Source organism: Desulfobacter postgatei 2ac9 (assembly GCF_000233695.2).
Classification (GTDB): domain Bacteria; phylum Desulfobacterota; class Desulfobacteria; order Desulfobacterales; family Desulfobacteraceae; genus Desulfobacter; species Desulfobacter postgatei.
Window position 1 is genome coordinate 1,348,649 of sequence record NZ_CM001488.1, and the last position, 18,859, is coordinate 1,367,507.

At 42.1% G+C, this 18,859-nt stretch carries 16 protein-coding genes and 2 pseudogenes; 14 read left to right on the forward strand and 4 right to left on the reverse strand.

What is annotated here, in order from left to right; genetic code table 11:
* Position 1 precedes the first annotated feature (1 nt).
* The 4 genes from DESPODRAFT_RS06190 to DESPODRAFT_RS06205 are packed head-to-tail and all read right to left on the reverse strand — an operon-like array spanning position 2 to position 7,961.
* Positions 2-709 (reverse strand): M48 family metallopeptidase, encoded by a 708-nt coding sequence (locus DESPODRAFT_RS06190; RefSeq protein ID WP_004072253.1) that lies wholly within the window; start codon positions 707-709, stop codon positions 2-4.
* Positions 706-3,960 (reverse strand): type I restriction endonuclease subunit R, encoded by a 3,255-nt coding sequence (locus DESPODRAFT_RS06195; RefSeq protein WP_004072256.1) that lies wholly within the window; start codon positions 3,958-3,960, stop codon positions 706-708. Before DESPODRAFT_RS06195 ends, DESPODRAFT_RS06190 begins: the two co-directional genes overlap by 4 nt.
* Before the next feature lie 10 nt (positions 3,961-3,970).
* A complete protein-coding gene (locus DESPODRAFT_RS06200; RefSeq protein ID WP_004072259.1) occupies positions 3,971-5,230 on the reverse strand; it encodes a restriction endonuclease subunit S in 1,260 nt (419 codons plus the stop codon).
* Positions 5,223-7,961 (reverse strand): type I restriction-modification system subunit M, encoded by a 2,739-nt coding sequence (locus DESPODRAFT_RS06205; RefSeq protein ID WP_004072261.1) that lies wholly within the window; start codon positions 7,959-7,961, stop codon positions 5,223-5,225. Before DESPODRAFT_RS06205 ends, DESPODRAFT_RS06200 begins: the two co-directional genes overlap by 8 nt.
* Before the next feature lie 248 nt (positions 7,962-8,209).
* On the opposite strand from DESPODRAFT_RS06205, the gene DESPODRAFT_RS06210 reads away from it, so the two are divergent.
* The 14 genes and pseudogenes from DESPODRAFT_RS06210 to DESPODRAFT_RS20570 all read left to right on the forward strand — a co-directional run bounded on the left by DESPODRAFT_RS06210 (position 8,210) and on the right by DESPODRAFT_RS20570 (position 18,715).
* Positions 8,210-8,641: a secondary thiamine-phosphate synthase enzyme YjbQ gene (locus DESPODRAFT_RS06210; protein ID WP_004072264.1), complete on the forward strand. Its 432-nt coding sequence runs from the start codon at positions 8,210-8,212 to the stop codon at positions 8,639-8,641.
* 407 nt (positions 8,642-9,048) lie between these two features.
* Complete coding sequence (locus tag DESPODRAFT_RS06215) at positions 9,049-9,822, forward strand: metallophosphoesterase family protein (RefSeq protein ID WP_004072266.1); 774 nt, start codon at positions 9,049-9,051, stop codon at positions 9,820-9,822.
* A gap of 117 nt (positions 9,823-9,939) precedes the next feature.
* Entirely contained in the window at positions 9,940-10,542 is a 603-nt protein-coding gene (locus tag DESPODRAFT_RS20900; RefSeq protein WP_245532026.1) for a hypothetical protein, read from the forward strand.
* The gene (locus DESPODRAFT_RS20905; protein ID WP_004072270.1) at positions 10,500-11,345 is read left to right on the forward strand and encodes a hypothetical protein; all 846 of its coding nucleotides are present in this window, start codon (positions 10,500-10,502) and stop codon (positions 11,343-11,345) included. Before DESPODRAFT_RS20900 ends, DESPODRAFT_RS20905 begins: the two co-directional genes overlap by 43 nt.
* 30 nt (positions 11,346-11,375) lie before the next feature.
* Positions 11,376-12,584 carry a hypothetical protein gene (locus DESPODRAFT_RS06225; protein WP_004072271.1) on the forward strand — a complete coding sequence of 403 codons (1,209 nt, stop codon included), beginning with the start codon at positions 11,376-11,378 and terminating at the stop codon, positions 12,582-12,584.
* Positions 12,585-12,664: 80 nt separating this feature from the next.
* Positions 12,665-12,997, forward strand: a complete 333-nt coding sequence (gene tnpA, locus DESPODRAFT_RS06230) for an IS66 family insertion sequence element accessory protein TnpA (protein ID WP_004070426.1) — start codon at positions 12,665-12,667, stop codon at positions 12,995-12,997.
* A complete protein-coding gene (gene tnpB / locus DESPODRAFT_RS06235) occupies positions 12,997-13,350 on the forward strand; it encodes an IS66 family insertion sequence element accessory protein TnpB (protein WP_004072247.1) in 354 nt (117 codons plus the stop codon). The genes tnpA and tnpB overlap by 1 nt, the downstream gene beginning before the upstream one ends.
* Positions 13,351-13,394: 44 nt before the next feature.
* Positions 13,395-14,983: pseudogene (tnpC, locus tag DESPODRAFT_RS21965) on the forward strand (IS66 family transposase).
* Positions 14,980-15,156: pseudogene (locus DESPODRAFT_RS21970) on the forward strand (STAND family AAA ATPase); the annotation flags it as partial. The pseudogenes tnpC and DESPODRAFT_RS21970, both read left to right, overlap by 4 nt.
* Before the next feature lie 21 nt (positions 15,157-15,177).
* Positions 15,178-16,275, forward strand: coding sequence for a hypothetical protein (locus tag DESPODRAFT_RS06245; RefSeq protein ID WP_157488426.1), 1,098 nt, complete (start codon positions 15,178-15,180; stop codon positions 16,273-16,275).
* A 348-nt stretch (positions 16,276-16,623) separates the two neighbouring features.
* Positions 16,624-17,250, forward strand: a complete 627-nt coding sequence (locus DESPODRAFT_RS06255) for a tyrosine-type recombinase/integrase (protein WP_004072277.1) — start codon at positions 16,624-16,626, stop codon at positions 17,248-17,250.
* A 178-nt stretch (positions 17,251-17,428) separates the two neighbouring features.
* Entirely contained in the window at positions 17,429-17,644 is a 216-nt protein-coding gene (locus tag DESPODRAFT_RS06260; RefSeq protein WP_004072278.1) for an AbrB/MazE/SpoVT family DNA-binding domain-containing protein, read from the forward strand.
* Complete coding sequence (locus tag DESPODRAFT_RS06265) at positions 17,641-18,066, forward strand: type II toxin-antitoxin system VapC family toxin (RefSeq protein ID WP_004072279.1); 426 nt, start codon at positions 17,641-17,643, stop codon at positions 18,064-18,066. Before DESPODRAFT_RS06260 ends, DESPODRAFT_RS06265 begins: the two co-directional genes overlap by 4 nt.
* Before the next feature lie 487 nt (positions 18,067-18,553).
* Positions 18,554-18,715 (forward strand): hypothetical protein, encoded by a 162-nt coding sequence (locus DESPODRAFT_RS20570; protein WP_216594043.1) that lies wholly within the window; start codon positions 18,554-18,556, stop codon positions 18,713-18,715.
* The last annotated feature ends 144 nt before the right edge of the window (positions 18,716-18,859 follow it).

Below are 18,859 nucleotides of genomic sequence, written 5' to 3' on the forward strand. Positions count from 1 at the left end.
GTTACAAATCCAAGCCTGCTCCGTATTTCTTTAACCACTGCTTTCTTTCGCGGTAATCAGGCATCACCTTGTCCACTTCATTCCAGAATAAGTCCGTGTGATTGCGATGATGGATGTGACAAAGTTCATGAACCACCATGTAATCAATGATCTTGGGAGGTGCCATCATGCATTTCCAGTGAAATTGCAGCAGATTGCTTTTTGTGCAGCTGGCCCAGCGGTATCCCATGTCTTTAACTTTAAGACCGCTGGGAGAAACCCCTGCTTTTGGAGCGTAGTAGGCAATTCGGTCTTTTATCCGTTTTTCACCCTTGGTTTTGTAAAAGCGTTCAAAGGCTGTTTTTGCAGCATTTTCCCCTCCCTTGTCAATCAAAGATCGCTTCAAACAGAATCGGCCTTGATTGAGTTTCAGATCTGCAGACTGGTCCGTCACCAGTGACAAGCGGTAGCTACGTCCCAGATAAAGAAAAGACTCTCCATTTACCCACTCACGGACCACAGCGGCCGCGTTTAGATCCCGCCATTCTGCAAGATTTTTGTATATCCACATCCGTTTGCTGTGGACCACTGCATCTACCTGTTCAGGGGTGAATCCTTCTGGGGGCCGGACTGTTAACACGCCATCCCGCTCTATGACGATATCGGTAGTTTTCCGTTTGGTTCCAGGAAGCAGAATGTAGTCAATATCGTTTATGCGTCTGACATTCATTTCTCACCGCCTTTGGTCAACGCATCATGTCTGTTTTTGGCCAGCTTCATAATTTCAATTGCAACACGTTCCCGGTTTTCCTTTAAAGCGTCAATCCCGGTCAGGGTTAACGCTTTCTTGATACGACTTCTGATTTTCTTTTGCTTATCGGCATTGGTCCAAAAACCAATGCTGCCGATACTCGACTGCAGGGTTTCAACAATTGCTTCCATAAGATCTTTCATTTTCGGTTTTGCAGTGTCAGGGATGTTATTATTTCCAAAGGCCACACCTGCAATGTGCTCATAAAAGGTAGTGGCCTCTTTCCCCATCCCGTCTTTTCCGGATTTTCTGCCTTCAAGGGCCTGGTCCCTTAGCTTTTCAAGTTCTTCAGCCAAAGCGTCCCAGTTGTCCTGGTATTGATCAATGAGGTTCTCTACCTTTTCTGAAAGGCTTTTGTAGAATGCCGGATCTTCATCATGGTGTACAGTGCAATGCTTTCTGATGGCATGCTCCATCTCGCTTGCCTTGGCTTCAGTATTGCCTCCGGCGTGCCGGTTCAATTTTTCGATGAAGTCATCCGCCAAAAGCTCCATTGGTGGCACCATGGGGTTGATTCCCAAACTGATCAAATGGGAGTTGATCAGGTCCTTGACTTTGGCGCCGGCATCACCGAGGCTCAGACTGGTGTCTTTATACCGTTCTTTGGTTACACGCAAGATGTAACCGAAACGCTTGGCAGGAACCCGATATGGGTGGCCTGCGGGATTGGGCAATATGATGTCCAGACTCATGAGAAATTTTTTCAGGTACACATCAAAGTCAGCCCGCAGTTGTTCATCTTTGAGCAACGTCACGGCATCATGAACAACAGCGGCATCAGCTGCAATATCATCAAGTGTCCCCTCAATGAACTCTTGTATTCTTTGGATTTTGTGCAGCTTGAATAGTTGCAGCAGCCGTTGGTATCTTTCTTCCAGAACAGGCATCTCAGAGGTAATGTTTTTGAGTCCCTGAGCCAGTTCTTCCTGTTCATCAGTTGCGGCATACAAGGTTAATGCCTGGGTCAGGTGGTTGGCAAGACCGATGTAATCCACGATGAAGCCCCTATTCTTACCTTTGGCCACGCGGTTGGTTCGTGCAATAGCTTGAAGCAGGGTATGCTCCCGAATCTTTTTATCAATATACATGACCTGTTCAATGGGGGCATCAAACCCGGTCAGCAGCATGTCGCAAACAATGAGAAACGCAATGCCGGTGAGTTCTTTTTCCGGATCATCAAAGTCAAAGGGTTTGCAAAAGTTCGCCACAGCGTTCCAACCCCTGGCCTGCTTTCTGGCTTCCGTAACAAAGGCGGCTTCATTGGTGCCGTCACTGGAAATCACAACAGCGGCTTTGAGAAAATCCAATTGTTTGATCAGATTGAGATCAGGGGCGGGGGAATTTTTTTCTTTTTGGAGCCTGTCTTGGAGTGCGTCTTGTATGGCCGTTTGATACCGGACCGCAGCCAGCTTCGAGTGGCAAACGACCTGGGCCTTGAATCCGTTTGGTAAAATATTTCCGATGTAATGATCCACCAAATCAGAGGCAATGGCTTTGATTCGTTTTTCCGCCTCCAGAATGTCACCAGTGGCACCGTACTTTTTTTTAATGGCCAGAAGCTCCTCTTCTGTCCGGTCTTTGAACATATCTTCAAAGGCGGTTTCAAAGGCGTGCTTTTCATTTAAAGCCGCATCTGCAGTTTTACCTTCATAAAGGATCTGCAATGTGGCGCCGTCATCAACTGCGTCCATCAACCGGTAGGTGTCTATGTACTGGCCGAATCTTTTCCAGGTCTTTTTTTCTCCATGACGCTGGGCAATCAGGGGGGTGCCTGTGAACGCAATCCTTGCAGCATTGGGAAAAGCCTCAACAATGTTGTCTCCAAGATCGGAACTCTGGGTCCTGTGTGCCTCATCAATCATGAGTAAGATCCGATCGGATTCGTTGATCACACCGAATTGTTTTCCCGAAGGCATGGCCAGGTATGTGCCCAAGGCTTCTGCCACCTGGAGGGGGAGAGCTTCCTCCCTTTGCTGGAACTTATGGACCATGACCATGTTGATATCTGATGTGTCCGTGCCCAGGTCAACTTTCAGCTCTGCAGTGTTTTCAATGACATTTATTCGTCCACCAATCAGAGCGGCTGTTCTGGAAAGCTGTTTTTCCAAGTCTACACGGTCGTTGATCAGGACGATTTTGAAATCGGCTAAGTCGGTAGACGCTCTGATGATCCGGGCGACGAATACCATGGTTAGGGATTTGCCTGATCCTTGGGTATGCCAGACCACACCACTGCGCTCTGCCGGAGTTTGACCCTGGCGGAGTTGAACGCAGATTTTGTTGGCCGCCCTGAACTGCTGGTACCTGCAGACCACTTTGATGCGGGCGTCGCTGTCCGTATCCATGAATACGGAGCATGTCCTGAGAATCTGGAGCAGATTGGGCTTGTTCAACATGCCGCTGATCAATTGTTCCTGCTGGTTCTTACCCTTGGCGGTCTTGTCATCATTAGGCCATTGGGTCTTCCAGGGAAAGAAATGTTCTTCTCCTGATGTAATCGTGCCGAAGTCAGCTTCCAGGCCGCAGGTTCTGATGAGCAACAGATTGGTATGAAAAAGACGGGGCTCTCCTTCCTTCAGTCCCTGTTCTTTCGTTGCCTTTCTTCGGTTCATATACCGCTGCAGTTGCTCAAAGGCTTCGGCCATGGGATTGGCGCAGGTGGGGCCGCCTTTCTTGCACTCAACAACAGCCAATGGCATGCCGTTTACGAACAGAACGATGTCCGGGATGATGAATTGTTTGACGCAGCCAGGGGTGTCTATCCTGAATTGATTGATGGCATGGAATTGATTGTTTTCTGGATGCTGGAAGTCGATCAGTTTGACCACCGGGTCCTGCTCTCCGGTGATTTCATTGACATCCACCTGGGCTTTGAAGATCAATTTTTGGATGGCTTCATTTGCTTCTAAAAGAGTTCTGTTGGGCTGCCGAAGGATCTGATCGTAGAGATCTGTGAGTTGTCTTGAAGTCAGCCAGGAGTCTCCGTCAGATGTCAGGTTGATGTCGTTAACGGCTTGGGTAAATACTTCTGGCAGTATCCATTGTCGGAAGTTATTTCGAAGGCTTTTCTTTGGATCATGGGGGATGTCTGGACCCTGGTCCAGAATTATCCATCCCAGCTCTTGAAGCTGTTTTAGAAAGTGTTGCTCGACTTCGGTGTATTCAGACATTGGTAGTTCCTTATTCGCCTACCTTTACCCGGACTTTACCTGTTAAAAGGTCCTGCATTAGACCAGATTTTTGTTTTGTTAATTTAAAAAAATGCTCTTGCTCGGTTTGAATTTTTTGGGTGATATTTTTATACCGTTCATATATCGCAACTTGCTCATTATATGGAGGTAAGGGTAATTTCAGAGTTTTTAGTGTCTTTGATTGTATCGCATCCATAATCCCACCTTGAGTTTGTTTTCGAAACCAGGCTTTTACCCACCCGGCATGATTTAACTGCCAACAGACAAGCTCAGGTATAACGATTGATTTATCAAACGTCATCGTCCACAAGTGCTTAGAAGAAAGAGCAAGATCTAAATATTGGGGAACTACGGCACAACGCCCCACAGTTCCCATGATTGTAATGATAACATCATCTTTTCGGATAGCATATTTTGATAGCTGTTTGAATTTATTTAATGAAACAAATCTATGAAATATTGGTATAAATTTTTCGATATGGATGTTATCAATTCCTAAAAATGGTATTCCGTCTTCGACCAACTCTGATTTTAAAAGAGAACTTCCAAATGGCCCACTTCTCATGTTGTTAGGGGCTGAAGACAAAAGTGTTTCAAGAGCTTTACACCCCCATTTCTTTGGTATCCATCCAATAGGCGTCTCTTTATAAAGCTCCGGGGCCTGATCCCTTGCCGGTCGAAGTTTTCCGTCTGATGTAACACCACGAGTGAACAGGTCATGCATCAGCCCTTGTTTGATTTGCTGGTGTTTTTGGATTAGAGCTTTGGTTTTTTCGATTGTCTGGTCAATAGTTTCAAGTATCTCGGCAGCCTTCTCCTGTTTTTTTACATCGGGAAGGAGGCCGGACGCTTTTTGGAGATCTTTAACTGAAAGATGTTTTACAGTGGTTGCAGCAGTGACATCGTTGATTTTTTTTATATATGGAAGTAACCAATAATATATGTATCTCAAAGAGATTATATCAGGTTGCGTAACTTCTACTTTCAGTATCCTTTGATTAAGCAGGCCATCACTGTTTTGCCACTTCCTGACATGAAAATCGCCATCCATTCCGATTAAAATATCTCCATTTTTAATGACGTAGGACTCGAAATATGGCCCGGTGTAGTAGGTTTCTATCTTTGAATCTTGAATGTCCCGAATACGAATTAATGGGAAACCTTCCTCCGAAGAAAAATATTTAGAAGAGAATGGGAAACCACTCAAAAGTTTCAAGTATTTTCCAACTGTAAGAAAATTTCTACTCATACCCCAACTCCATCAAGAACTCTCTCAATTTCAAAGACGCCTCGTCCCGTTTAACCTCTATTGCTTTGGCTGTAACCGCATATTTATCCCACAGGTTCTCAATTGCTTTGATGCAGGCACGAAGGTCAGTCCTTAAATAGGCCTCGTACGTTTCCGTGAGGACAGATCGAAGCCGGTCAAGAATAACAGTCCGGGCTTCATCAGTCGTGATTTTTTCCCTGGCACTTTCGACAAGTTCATCCCGCTTGTTCTCCGTGGCCTTGATTTTTGCCTTCATCTCTTTGAGGTCTTCTTCCAAGGCGTTGTGTCTGGACAATGCCAATGTGATATTTCCGGCACGGGATCTGGCAAGCTCTCCTGATGTTATGGCTTGTTTTAATGGATCTTCATATTCGGAATGATACCCTACCTGTTTTGCCAGTTCAAGAATCCGGTTGCCGTTGGAAAATAGAGCCAGTTTCTGGGTCAGTCCTTCTGTACAATAAAAGCCTTTTTTCTCCCCTTTTGGTAGGAGATCCGCTGTTTGTATTTCAGAGAAGATATTTCCGGCCAGGGCCTTCAGGTTTTTTAAATGACCCTTCCACTCTGTGTTAAGCGCCTTGAGCGTATCCTTTTTTGATTTCACCTCATCTGCCGGCAGTACACCAGTGTCCTCTGTGTCTTCAAAATTTTCTTCCCCGGCCGCACTAAACAACGCAAGAAGTTCATCTCTGCGGGCCTTTGCCTGTTCCATCTCTTCCAATACTTCCGGGAATTGGCTTTCAAGAATGTCATCATCCGGTATCAGCCCCGGCCCCCAGCCGCTGGCTGCAATGGACTTAAAATCTGCTTTCAATGTGTTGACGTAGTTGGCAAAGGCACCTCGCACTTGGAACGAAGTTAGGAGATCCTGATCTTTGAAAGTGTCAGCGATGCTTTCCAGAAGCGTCCTTCGCATAAGATAAACATTGCCGGCATTCTCATGTTGGTTTTCCGGATCTTTGGCCAGGGCTTGAACAATGGGCAGATTCTTTTCCCACCAACCAGAAAGAGTGTCCATGAAGGTTTTATGCCGCAATACAACACCTGAGTGGTGGGTTACAAATTCTGGAATACTGCGTTTGTCTGCGATGGCCGGGGCAAGATCCATGTAAATTTCATCTTTTGGGATAAAACAGTCCTGCATCAGTCCCGAATAATTGGACCAGAAATGATCCAAGGCATGGATCTCTGAAATGGGAATACCGCCATGGAGATGAGCCCGGACATCATGGGGTTCGGGAGGCGGTGCATTGTCTACATATCTGCGGATATTGCAGTTAAACTCCTCTGCTTCGATTTCTTCAACAGGAACATTCCTGGCATATCCCGGGGTGTCCACTTTTGCATGGTAGGTGTACACGATTTTGTCGATATCTTCGGGTCTGAGGAAGTTCCTTGCTTTGCCTTCCCGGTACTCTCTGTCAGCATTGATAAACAGGACATGATCCCTGTCTTTTGCACCCTCTTTGTTGAGCACCAGGATACAGGCGGGGATACCGGTGCCGTAAAACAAGTTGCTTGGCAGGCCGATGACAGCTTCAAGATATCCGTTTTTAATGAAGTATTGTCGGGCTTCACGCTCTTCTCCGCCACGGAATAGGACCCCGTGGGGCATGACAGTGGCAAGCCGTCCATCATGTTTAATGACTGACAGCATATGCTGAACAAACATCAGGTCTGCTTTCTTGCCTTTTTCAGGCATCATAACCGGGAACCGGCCTGGAAATTGTAACTCCTTCTTTTTGTAATTCTGGCTGAATGGGGGATTGGCAAGGACCCTGTCAAAACGGGTCAGTTCATTAGTCTCATCCCGGTGCAGGGGTTCTTTGATGGTATCTCCCTGGCGGATATCGGCATGGGAAATACCATGCAGAAGCATGTTCATTTTACAAATCGACCAAGTGGTACCAATGGATTCCTGGCCGTTCAGGGATAGCTCTCCCGGATCACCCCCACACTCCCTCAAATAGTCCCGGGCTTGGATCAGCATACCGCCTGACCCGATAGTAGGGTCATAAAGACTCATACCTTCCCTTGGGTCACAGATTTCCACACAGATGCGGACGACTTCTGCAGGTGTGTAGAATTCACCGGCCTTCTTGCCGGCGGAATCCGCAAAATATTTGATCAGCCATTCATAGGCCGTTCCCAGAAGGTCTGGAAACTCAAAGTCTTCGTCTTTGAGAGGGATCTTTTCAAAATTCTGGATAAAATCGGCAAGGGTGTCATCATCCAGGGTCCGCTGCCCGATCTTGCGATTGAAATTGATACCTTTGAGTACATCTTGAAGGGCATCAATGTTGGCTTCCTCAATGGCTTCCAGGGCTTTGTTCAGTTGTGTGCCGACATTTTCCTTTACATGCTTTAATGCCGGGTGGTGCTCTATTTTCGTTTCACCGGTTTCTTTGTCTTTGACCTCTTCATCCCAACCTTCGTTCCACCTGGCCCGCCTGGGGATGTAAAAATATTTACCGGAATAGTTGTCACGGTCTTTAAGCTCAATGTCAATATCCTCTGAAGACATGCCCAGGGCTTGATTTTCTTTTTTTATTTCATCCCGGCGCTGGTCAAACAGATCGCTGGCCCGCTTTAAAAACAGCATACCGAAAATGTATTCTTTATACTCACTGGCATCCATACTGCCACGAAGGTCATCGCAGGCCGTGAGAAGGAGATGTTCAAGTTTTGAGAGTGTCAGTTTGTTTGCCATTATTTGTTGTTTCCTTTGAAAATAAATCCATCGGAAGGTTCTTAACAGCAAAGCAAAATGGTGTAAACTCATTTATCCCAATCGCTGTCTTGCAATTTAGCGTTCGGAAAGGCTATGTTCCCTTTAGATGATGAAAATTAATTAAGGGAAATTACTGTGGACTATCTGTGATTCATCATGTTTTTCAAAAATCATAAACCGGCAAGTCAAAACTTTACAGCGGTTATATATATTGATATGGATCTGGCATGAAGGATTTGCAACTTTACACCAATAACCTTTCTGTAGATCTGGCGACCGGTCCGGATATCCAGGACATCACGCCTGATCTCCAGACCTGGGTAAAAGACACCGGCATCAAAACCGGAAACCTGGAGGTTTTCATTAAAGGCTCCACCGGATCTGTAAGCACCATTGAGTATGAGCCGGGCGTTGTGACGGACCTTAAACGGGCCATCAACTCCCTGGCGCCGCCAGGCCTCGAATATGCCCATGAGCAGGCGTGGCATGATGGTAATGGCCACAGCCACGTTCAGGCTGCCTTGCTTGGTCCCTCTGTAAGCATTCCGGTTCGAGACGGCAATTTGACATTAGGCACCTGGCAGCAGGTTGTGGTGATCAATCATGACAATGGCCCCAGAAAGCGCACTGTTTTGTTGACGCTCGTTGGGAGTTCATAGCTCTGATCAGGCTAATGCCATTTTCATGGCCCCTGAGAATCAATCTGACAGCCTTTGATTCTAAAGTTGAGTCTCGGGCGCTGTGAACTATGGGGCGATCTATTTGAGTCCTTCTGAGCAATAGCGGAAGTATCAAGCGCCTTTATTGGAAAGGATCTTGGTTAACAATGATACCACCTTTGTTTTTCTAAATTTCTCGGGGGAATCATTAAACTGCATCAGCAATTTGGAGCTCCTGGTATATACAAATATTTATCAGCTTTAATCTTTCGAAATTCCTTTACTTCCAACTTAAGCCTTGATACGAAATTTTAGATTGTAGAATGGGATTTCAACAATGTTTCAAATATTATTGGTTCTATGAATGATATGCGCATAGATATCAAAAATATACGGGCAACCGGAGAATGGCTTACAAACCTTCTATGAAAGGTATAGAAATGAAATACGCAATAGTACATATAGCTGATATCCACTATAAAAGTAACGAACCAGAAGGTGTTTCTTCTGTATTAAATTTACTTTTAGAGGATTTAATACATCAGCGAAAAGTATTAGCTGATTATACCTTTTTTATCGGAATATCAGGTGATATAGTTTTTTCAGGTTCAGAAACTACTGCTTATGAAAATTTTAAATTAGAACTGGACAAAGGATTAGAAAATGTTGGTCTCCCTTCAAGCACAAGATTTTTAGTCCCAGGCAATCATGACTTAGACAGAAAGGTTATTGAGAAAAATTTTGAAAAATACAAAACAGATATAGAGAACAATTCAACATCTGAATCTGATTTTAATAACTTTGTTGATAGAACAGAAGATTACAAATTTGAAAATTATGAATTATTCGAATGCGAATTTGCTGATTTCGGTATTGATTGCAACACAAAGGGTAAAGGTTGGGAAATCAACTCTGATTTAGGGGTGTATTGTTTGAATACGGCTCTGTGCTCTTTTGGAGGTTTAAATGGAATAGATGATGAAAAAAAATTAGCTATTTATACAAGGGGGGTGATTGAATGGTGCAAACAAAAAGCAACTAAAACAAATATATTATTAATGCACCATCCTCTCGAATATTTAAACTCGATGATCCAGTTTTTTGGGATTAGACAATGTCACAATATTGGAAAATGTAAAGGCTGGTCAAGTCGATGGTATAATACCAACTATTCCAGCTGATATCTCACCCATCGGTTGGCCAGCCTCCAATGAGCAGGATAAAATAAGTTTTACTTGAATACAAGGGTTCTATTGCGCTATATCGCTTCATTCCTGAAAATAATAAATGAGGCGGATGTGTTAATAGAGAAGCTGTTGCCGTTTGTTGAAAATTATACCGAGTCACTGAATACTGAGTTAACAGAGTCTTCCCCTGGGATGACCTTAAGTAAATCACAAAAATTCTGGCTGGGTTTCTGCATCACTGGAATCATTTTAACCAACAGCATCAATTGGACTGCTTTTTCCCGTATCAGCATAGGACGGTATAAAAAAACAGCACTTTCCTGGATGTTTCGCCATTCTAAAATTGCTTGGGAGCATCTGTTCCACTTCAGTCTCAAAATTATTTTCAAAGTATATGGTATCACCAAAGGCGTTGTCAGTATTGATGATTCCGATAAAAAGCGCAGTAAATGCACAACAAAAATTTTTGGCGCCAACAAAATAAAAGACAAATCAACAGGCGGTTTTTGCATGGGGCAAAGTTTGGTATTTTTGGTATTGGTAACACCGAAAATAACCATTCCAATAGGCTACGCCTTTCATGTTCCTGATCCAAAAATCAGCGAATGGGTCAAGGAGGATAAAAGGTTAAAAAGGCTGGAGTACCAAAATCAAAACGCTCGAAAAAGCCGGTGCGATCAGATGAATATCCAACTATTTCAAGTATTTCTATAGCTATTTTAAAAACCTTTGTACAGCAACACCCTGAAATAAAAATAGAAGCAATTGTTGCAGATGCCTTGTATGGTAATGCTGAGTTCATGGATGAAGCTTCAAAAATTGCAGGAAGCGCTCAAGTCATTAGTCAAATAAGGTACAATCAAAATATTTCATTCAAAAACAGTAAAAAATCAGTGGAAAAATATTTTGAAAATATTCAACCGATTCAAAAAACCATACATATACGCGGAGGCAAAGGGGTTGTTGTACTTATTAAAAGTGCCAGAATACATGTGTGTGCCCATAGAAAAAAACGATTTGTCATTGCAATAAAATACACTGGAGAAGAGGACTATCGGTACCTTGTCGCTTCGGACCTGACCTGGCGATATGCTGATATAATAGATGCTTTTACACTCAGATGGTTAGTAGAGGTTTTTATTCAAGACCACAAGGGTAATGAAGGGTGGGGAAATTTGACCAAACAACCTGGTAAAGATGGGTCTTACAGAAGTTTGACCCTGAGCCTGTTGGTTGATCATTGTCTCCTCCTTCATCCGGACCAAGTGGCCTCGATAAATAACAAACTGCCCGCAAAAACTGTTGGCAGCCTATGTGATATCGTCAAAGTTGACAGCATCTTATCCTTTGTCGAACAAATCATTCACAGTGATGACCCAGAATCCCATTTCAAGCAGATCTCGGTATTTTTAAAAGAGCATTTTGTAAAGTCAAATGATTCCAAAAAACACATGAATCTAAAACCTTGGGGAAATTATCAATCCTCCCCATCATTAAAATATAAAGCATTCTGTTAACATGGGGATAATAACTGGTAGATACGTTCCATGTCAATTTTTAAAAACTGGATCATCGAGTTAAATAAATGGAGCCAAGCAGAATTAAAAAAAATAATAGAAGAGCATTTCTCCTTATGTCTTTGTGGGCATTGTCATCAGCAGGATTTAAAATTCAACCAGATTTCTCAAAAGTCCCTGGTTTGTTCTGCACCACAGCTATTCACCAATAAATATGATGATTTAGGGTATGCAATAATAACAATCAATGATCATCATGTAACCAGTTTGATTTATAGGGAATATGTTAATGGCAAATTTCTGAATGGTTCTAAGTTTTCTGGTAACGATAGTGGAATTGTCGATATTCAAAATGGCCATAATAAAAACAAAGCCAAATTAAAAGCCAACCTTGATAGCGCATTATCTTTTTTTAAGGATCAATCAAAATTTTTTATTAAACCAAAACTATCTAAAGATAGAGAATTCAATGATGAAGATAATTTAATTGATACTTTTATTGAATCGCCAATGGCCGCATTCATAATTGCACACCCCCAATTCGGATTGACCTGCCTATCGCATTATATGAGATTAGAAGCCTATAAGAATGGAAATTTCTGGATATACTTGGATGCTAATCATACTAAAGCAAGGAAAGCAATAAACGATATTGAACTCCAACTTCAAGATTTCGGTGAAAATAAAACGGATATATGCTGTATAATAATAGATTCCTGGGATGATACAATTGTTGATCATCATAATATTTTAAAATTAATTGATGAATACGCTGAAGATATTCCTATTGTAATAATGTCTGCCTATTCATCGTATAGTTACAGCACTAAATTTGATTTCACTCAGTTAAACTCTAAGTTCATGCCGTTACATTTACAAGCCCTTCAACGAACTAAAGTGCGTGAATTAGTCTCAAAATACAATCAAACACAGCCTATCGCAGAGGAGGATGATGTTGTTGCTAAAGTCGTTAAAGATTTAGAAACATTAAATGTCCATAGAACGCCATTAAACTGCCTAACGCTTTTAAAAGTTTTTGAAAAAGGATTTAACGATGACCTTATTAACAGGACAAAATTAATCAAAACTGTTTTGTTTATATTATTTACAAATGCTGAGTCTTTCACTTACTCAAGTACAAAACCAGAGGTAGAAGACTGTGAATACATTTTAGGAAGATTTTGCAAAAATCTCATTCAAAATCATACTCGTAGTTTTGATCCAGATGTTTTTAAGTAAGCGGTTAGCAAACCCCATCTACAAATCGTTAGCGTGCCATGAGAAGATGAGCCATCTTTTAATTAGCGGAGGTTCATCATATGTCAAAAGCAAACAAGAAAAATCAAAAGCGCACCCAATTCTGGAAGCACCATATTAAACAATGGTCTGAATCCGGCATGTCACAGAATGCATACTGTAGGCAACATGACTTAAGGCCCAACCAGTTTACATACTGGAAAAGCAAATTCAAAAACCAGACCCTTTTTCCAGAATTCGTTCAGCTCCCTTCAACACAAAGCACCCAGGTTCTAAACCTTTCTGAGCAAAAAGGATTAAGGCTGAATATAGATAACCGATTTCAGATCGAAATACCGGATGGATTTTCCCAGACAACCCTGGCCCAGGTACTCCAAGTATTGGGGAGGTGCTGATGTTTTCTCCCACCCAGAATTTAAAAATTCATATTGCACTTGGGAGCACTGATATGCGCAAATCCATTGATGGGTTATCCATACTTGTGAGTGAAACATTGAATTTAGATCCATTCTCAGGACACATGTTTGTATTCTGTAATCGGAAACAGAATATATTGAAAATCCTGTATTGGGATCGTAATGGATTCTGTCTCTGGCACAAGAGGCTGGAAAAGGATTGTTTTCAATGGCCCAAGTCAAAAAATGAGATTTTAACCATTGGCGCAAAAGAACTTTCCTGGCTAATGGACGGGCTCTCAATTCATCAGGAAAAAGCACATAAGCCATTAAAATATTCGGCTGTTTTTTGAAGAAAAAACTGTCAAAAACCGGGTGGTTATGGTATATACAACGCATGAATCAAGAGGCTTTTGCGAACATAAATGACGTTGAGAAATTAAAAGAAATAATGGCTTCTTTTGTCAGTGATTTTTCAGACAGAGAACACAATTATAAAGCCGAAATAAAAATTCTCAACGAGCAGATTAAAAGCCTTCTGGACCGACTTTTTGGCAAAAAGACAGAAAAAATTAATAAGGATGACGGTCAACGCTCCCTTTTCGATACTTTTGAACCGGATACTCCCATATTAGACGACGAGCCCGAAGAAATCAGTGTGCCTGCCCATAAGGGGAAAAAAACAGGGCGCAAGCCTTTGCCTGCAAACCTTCCACGGGTTGAAGTGATCCACGATCTGAGCGAGGAAGAAAAAACATGTGGCTGTGGTTGCATGAAATCGCGTTGTGGCCAGGAAGAATCTGAACAGCTTGAGATTATTCCGGCACAGATGAGAGTGATCAAGAATATCCGTTATAAATACGCAATGTAAAAACTGTGAAGGTGTTGAAGATGACGGCCCGACAGTGTCCATTGCCAGAATGCCGGAACAAATGATCCCCAAAAGCATTGCAACCCCAGGACTTCTGGCTCATATCCTGACCGCCAAATTTGCAGATGCCTTGCCTTTCTACCGGCAGGAAAAACAGTTTCACCGAATTGGAGTAGACATTCACAGATCAAATATGTGCAATTGGGCAATAAAAGTGGCCCAGGGCTGTGAGATCCTGCTGGAATTCATGAAGGGTGAAATCCTTAACGGTCCAGTGATCAATATTGATGAAACAACTGTCCAAGTTCTGAAAGAACCGAAAACGGTCAAAATGCTATATGTGGGTGTTCAAAGGAGGAACACCGGACAATCCCATTATTCTGTTCCAGTATCACCCAACTCGATCCGGGGATGTTGCCCGTAATTTTTTGAACGGCTATCAGGGTATTGTCCAAACGGATGGTTATGGCGCATATGACTTTCTTGATCATATTGAGGGAATCATTCATGTTGCCTGCTGGATACACGCACGTCGAAAGTTCATGGAGGTGGTCAAAGCTGCCGGGAATAAAGACGGCAAACCGACAGGAATCTCCGGCAAAGCCCTGAAGTACATCAGCAAATTATACAAAATAGAGAGAGAGGCCAAAGAACTTGGTTTGTCTGCTGATGGACTTTACCGGAAAAGGCAGGAACAAGCCTTGCCTATCCTTGATGAATTTAAAAAATGGTTGGATGCTCAAGTTGAGAAGGTGCCCCCCAAAAGCCTTCTTGGCAAAGCCATCAACTACACCCTTAATCAATGGCATCGGCTGGTCCTGTATACGGAAAGTGGTCTGGTAATGCCCGACAATAATGTGGTTGAAAATGCAATAAGACCCTTTGTGGTCGGTAGAAAAAATTGGTTATTTTCGTGTACATCCGAAGGCGCCAGGGCCAGTGCCTGCATTTACAGCCTAATCGAAACCGCCAAGGCCAATGGACTTGAACCTTATTGGTACCTCAAATTTCTTTTTGAAAATTTACCGGAAGCCATGACGGAAGACGAATTTAAAGCTTTGATGCCACAAAACGTGGATAAAAACTTGCTGGAAAACTATACAACACCCCGATAGGCTTAAAAAGGTGTGGTTCATACACCGCTTACGTTTTTAAAGATGAACTGTATAGATACTGCCAAGAAAAATTAGTTACTGTTGATATCAGTGCAATAATAGACATCTTAGAGTCAAATAATATTATTATAAAAGTTCAAAATAAAATGGAGTTTAAGCATCGTTATTGGGTTTTCTATTTTGCAGCAAAATACATGCAACAAGATGAGAGTTTCCGTAATTATATTCTTACTGATAAAAACTATATTAATTATCCAGAGATCATTGAATTCTATACTGGTATTGATGGTAAAAAGGACGATGCAATCAAAGTCCTTTTGAAAGATACGAAGGAATTAGTTTCAACCGTTGATCAGAAAATTGGTATTCCTGAGGATTTTAACCCCTTCAAAGGAATCGTTTGGGATCTTTCTAAAGACAAAATACACGAGATTAGAAAAGAAATTTCTGAAAAAGTACAGAAATCGAAACTACCGAATAAAATCAAAGATCAGCATGCGGATAACTTCTATGATTCAGAGGTTCCTTATGATCAATCTATTACAAATTTTCTTACGGATTATTCAGTTATTAGTCTAATCCAAAGTATAAAGGCAGCTTCACGGGCTTTAAGAAACAGCACCTATATAGAGCCAGAAAATAAGTTGGAAATGCTTCAAACAATTCTTGGTGGATGGGAGCAAGTTTCAAGAGTTTTATTCTGGCTTTCCCCGACATTAGCTCAAAGAGGTAGGGCTACTTATGATGGATTAAATGTTATCTTAGATGACAGTTTTAAGGGATCGCCAGAAGAAAAATTAAAACATATATATATTGCTAACCCTAACAATGTCGTTACTCACTTTAAAGATAACATTTCCTCTAAGAAAATCGGCCCTGTATTCTTTAAAAATTTAAAAGAAAATACTTCGGAGATGCAAAAACACTTTGTGAGTCTGCTATTAATAAAAGAACAACCAGATGGATGGTTCAAAGAAGTTACAAACCACATGAATCTTCTCCACAGGACATCATTTTATTTAGGAGACATCTATAATACCATTCGTAACGAAATAGACAAAGGATATAATTCCGATAATTCCATCCACCAGTTAAGAAATTTACTTTCAGTTGTTTGTGCAAAACAGGACGTTGCTCCGAAAATTTCAAAGTCAAACAAGGGAAATGATACGAAAGAATCGGTTATTGATGAAAAGAATAAACTTAAAGTGGATAAAATAATTGCGTCTAGAAAAAAAGATCATCTATACGAGTTCCTTAAAAAAAAAGATAGAAGTAAAAGGACGAAATAAGATAAAAACGGCACGTTAAGAATCATAACAAACCCAATCCTGCGGACAAACCGGAGATTTATGTCGTTAAAATCGTCCGTTCTCAGAAATTTTATCAGGAATCGAAGACCCCACAATCTGTCTATTCAGTGTCGCTGAACAGTAATCCAGAAAGGGTAGGGCTACTAGACGTATTGTGGCCTATAATGAAGATTGCCAATCTTAACTTTAAGCAAAAAGTTAAGATTGGAGAAGGGGCGTCTAAGCCAATAACCACAAGCGTTTCCATGATATTTCAGGAAAAATTTCGGCAAAGCCTTATTTTGAATCTTAAGTTATATATGTTATAGTGCAGAAAACTTAAGATTAATGTATTGGTACAAAAAATTGGAAAAAGGGCAAAACTTCAATCATCCGAAAAAGGGTTCCCGAATCGAGGTGGAACCGATCCGGAAGGAAAAAAATATAAAGTCTATTTTGCAACTGCTATCCGGCAAACCCAGGGATTTGTTGCTTTTCACTATGGGGGTGAATAACGGTATCCGGGCCGGGGACCTTCTCAATATCAAGGTTGGAGATGTCCGGTACCTGAAACCCGGTCAGGTTCACCAAATCATTGAATCTAAGACTAAGAAAAAGAATGTTGTGGTGATAAACAAGTCCGTCCGTAAGGCTCTGGACAATTATTTGTCCCAGGGTGAACATAAAGAAGATGGCCATTACCTGTTTCGGAGCAGAAAGGGGGAGAATTCACCTTTGTCTGTCCAATCCGTTCATGGCTTGATAAAAAAATGGACACAGGCCATAAACCTCAAAGGCAACTACGGTACCCACACTTTAAGAAAAACCTGGGGATATCAACAACGGGTCAAATATGGTGTTGGATTCGATGTGATTGCCAAACGGTATAACCACTCTGACCCCAAAACCACCATGTTGTATTTGGGAATTGAAGATAAAGAAGTTCACAGCGTTCTAATGAACGAAATCGGCTAACGGCACCCCGTGGGGAATTTGCACCAAATGTTTAATGGAACCCAACTATACAACACCCTGCCAGTCTTGAAAAGGTGCGGCTAATATAATGCTTGCGTCGGAATAAATTATCTTTACTTATTGACAAATTGTAAAGACTACAATATCTTTGCTATATACAAAAAGTAAAGGAGGGGTTATGCCAAAGGTCAGTGCAAAAAGACAAATCACTTTGCCCGTAAGTCAGTGTCAAGCTCTGGGGATCGAACCAGGGGATGAAGTGGAAAGCTTTGTAGCTTATGGTCAGCTAACCATTGTAAAAAAGAAGCAGGGAGCCGCAAGAGGTATCTTAAAGCACGTCCAAGGGAATCCTTCTATGACTGATGAGGAGTCTATGGAGAGTTCCCTGCAATGATTGCAATCGACACCAACGTTTTGTTGCGATACCTGCTTGAAGATGATGCCGAGCAGTTTAAAAAAGCTGTCAAGTTAATTTCAGGTCAGCAGAAGATTTTAGTTACAGATGTCGTGCTGGTTGAAACGATCTGGACACTGAGCGGTAAAAAGTACCAGTTAAAGAAGCCTGAACTGGTGACAGTTCTTCAGTCGTTGTTCCAGGAACCGAATATAAGGTTTGAAGATGGGCAGGCTGTGTGGCTGGCGCTTACCGATTATCGAAATGCAAAACCGGTGAAGGGTAAAGAAGCTGATTTTGCGGATGCCCTGATCGTCAACAAATCTAAGCGAGTCGCCAACAAAGAAAATCAACCTTTTAATGGATCTTTCACTTTTGATCTTGCAGCACAAACTTTACCGGGGGCCAAGGCTCCAAAATAGCTGAAACGCCGGAAGATAAAATATTCATTAAAGGCGTTCACCAGAGAAAAGATTGGGCCAGGAAAGAAATCATTTTCTTCCTTCTATTCCTGCTCGCATTGATTTTTCCTGGAATAAAGATTTTTGAATCAAAATAAGAGGGACCCGGAGGCCTCCAGGGAGGGCACCGGCTATGGGAATCGGAGCAGCTAATATAAAAATCCTGGTATGGCGGAATAGGTAGACGCTTTGGGAGGTGGTGAGTAAGCCATGAAAATCCTCCTCGATCTCACCATCCTTGGCGCAAATCCAAGGTGCCAGGATTTAATAATACATAGAATTAGAATACGGGCTCATCCCCCAAATCCATTATAATCAGAAAATTTTAAGTGAAATCCCGGCGGACCGTGGCCGTCATATACGTCGCAAGGCTCTTCAGGGCTATGGATAAGACAGACCGGGTTCGGGCCTGTTACCAGCATTGTGTATTGCAGTGGGTGTTAAAAAAATGACCAATCAATCCTTAAGGAAGCGGTTTGGATTGTCGGATCGCAGCGGCAACACCGTGTCTCAGATTATTTCTGCTGCCGCTGAACAGGGACTTATCAATATTGACCCGGGGGCGCCGGATTCACGTAAATATGCCCGGTATATTCCTGCCTGGGCCTGATTTTATTTCAAGGCATTCGTACCTAATAGGCACACATATAAATAATATATTGATTTCCAAGGCTTTTTTATTTCAACGCAACCGGAAGATGTATTAAGCACACCTTAAAATTGTATGCCTTTAACAAAAGGAATTACACCCATC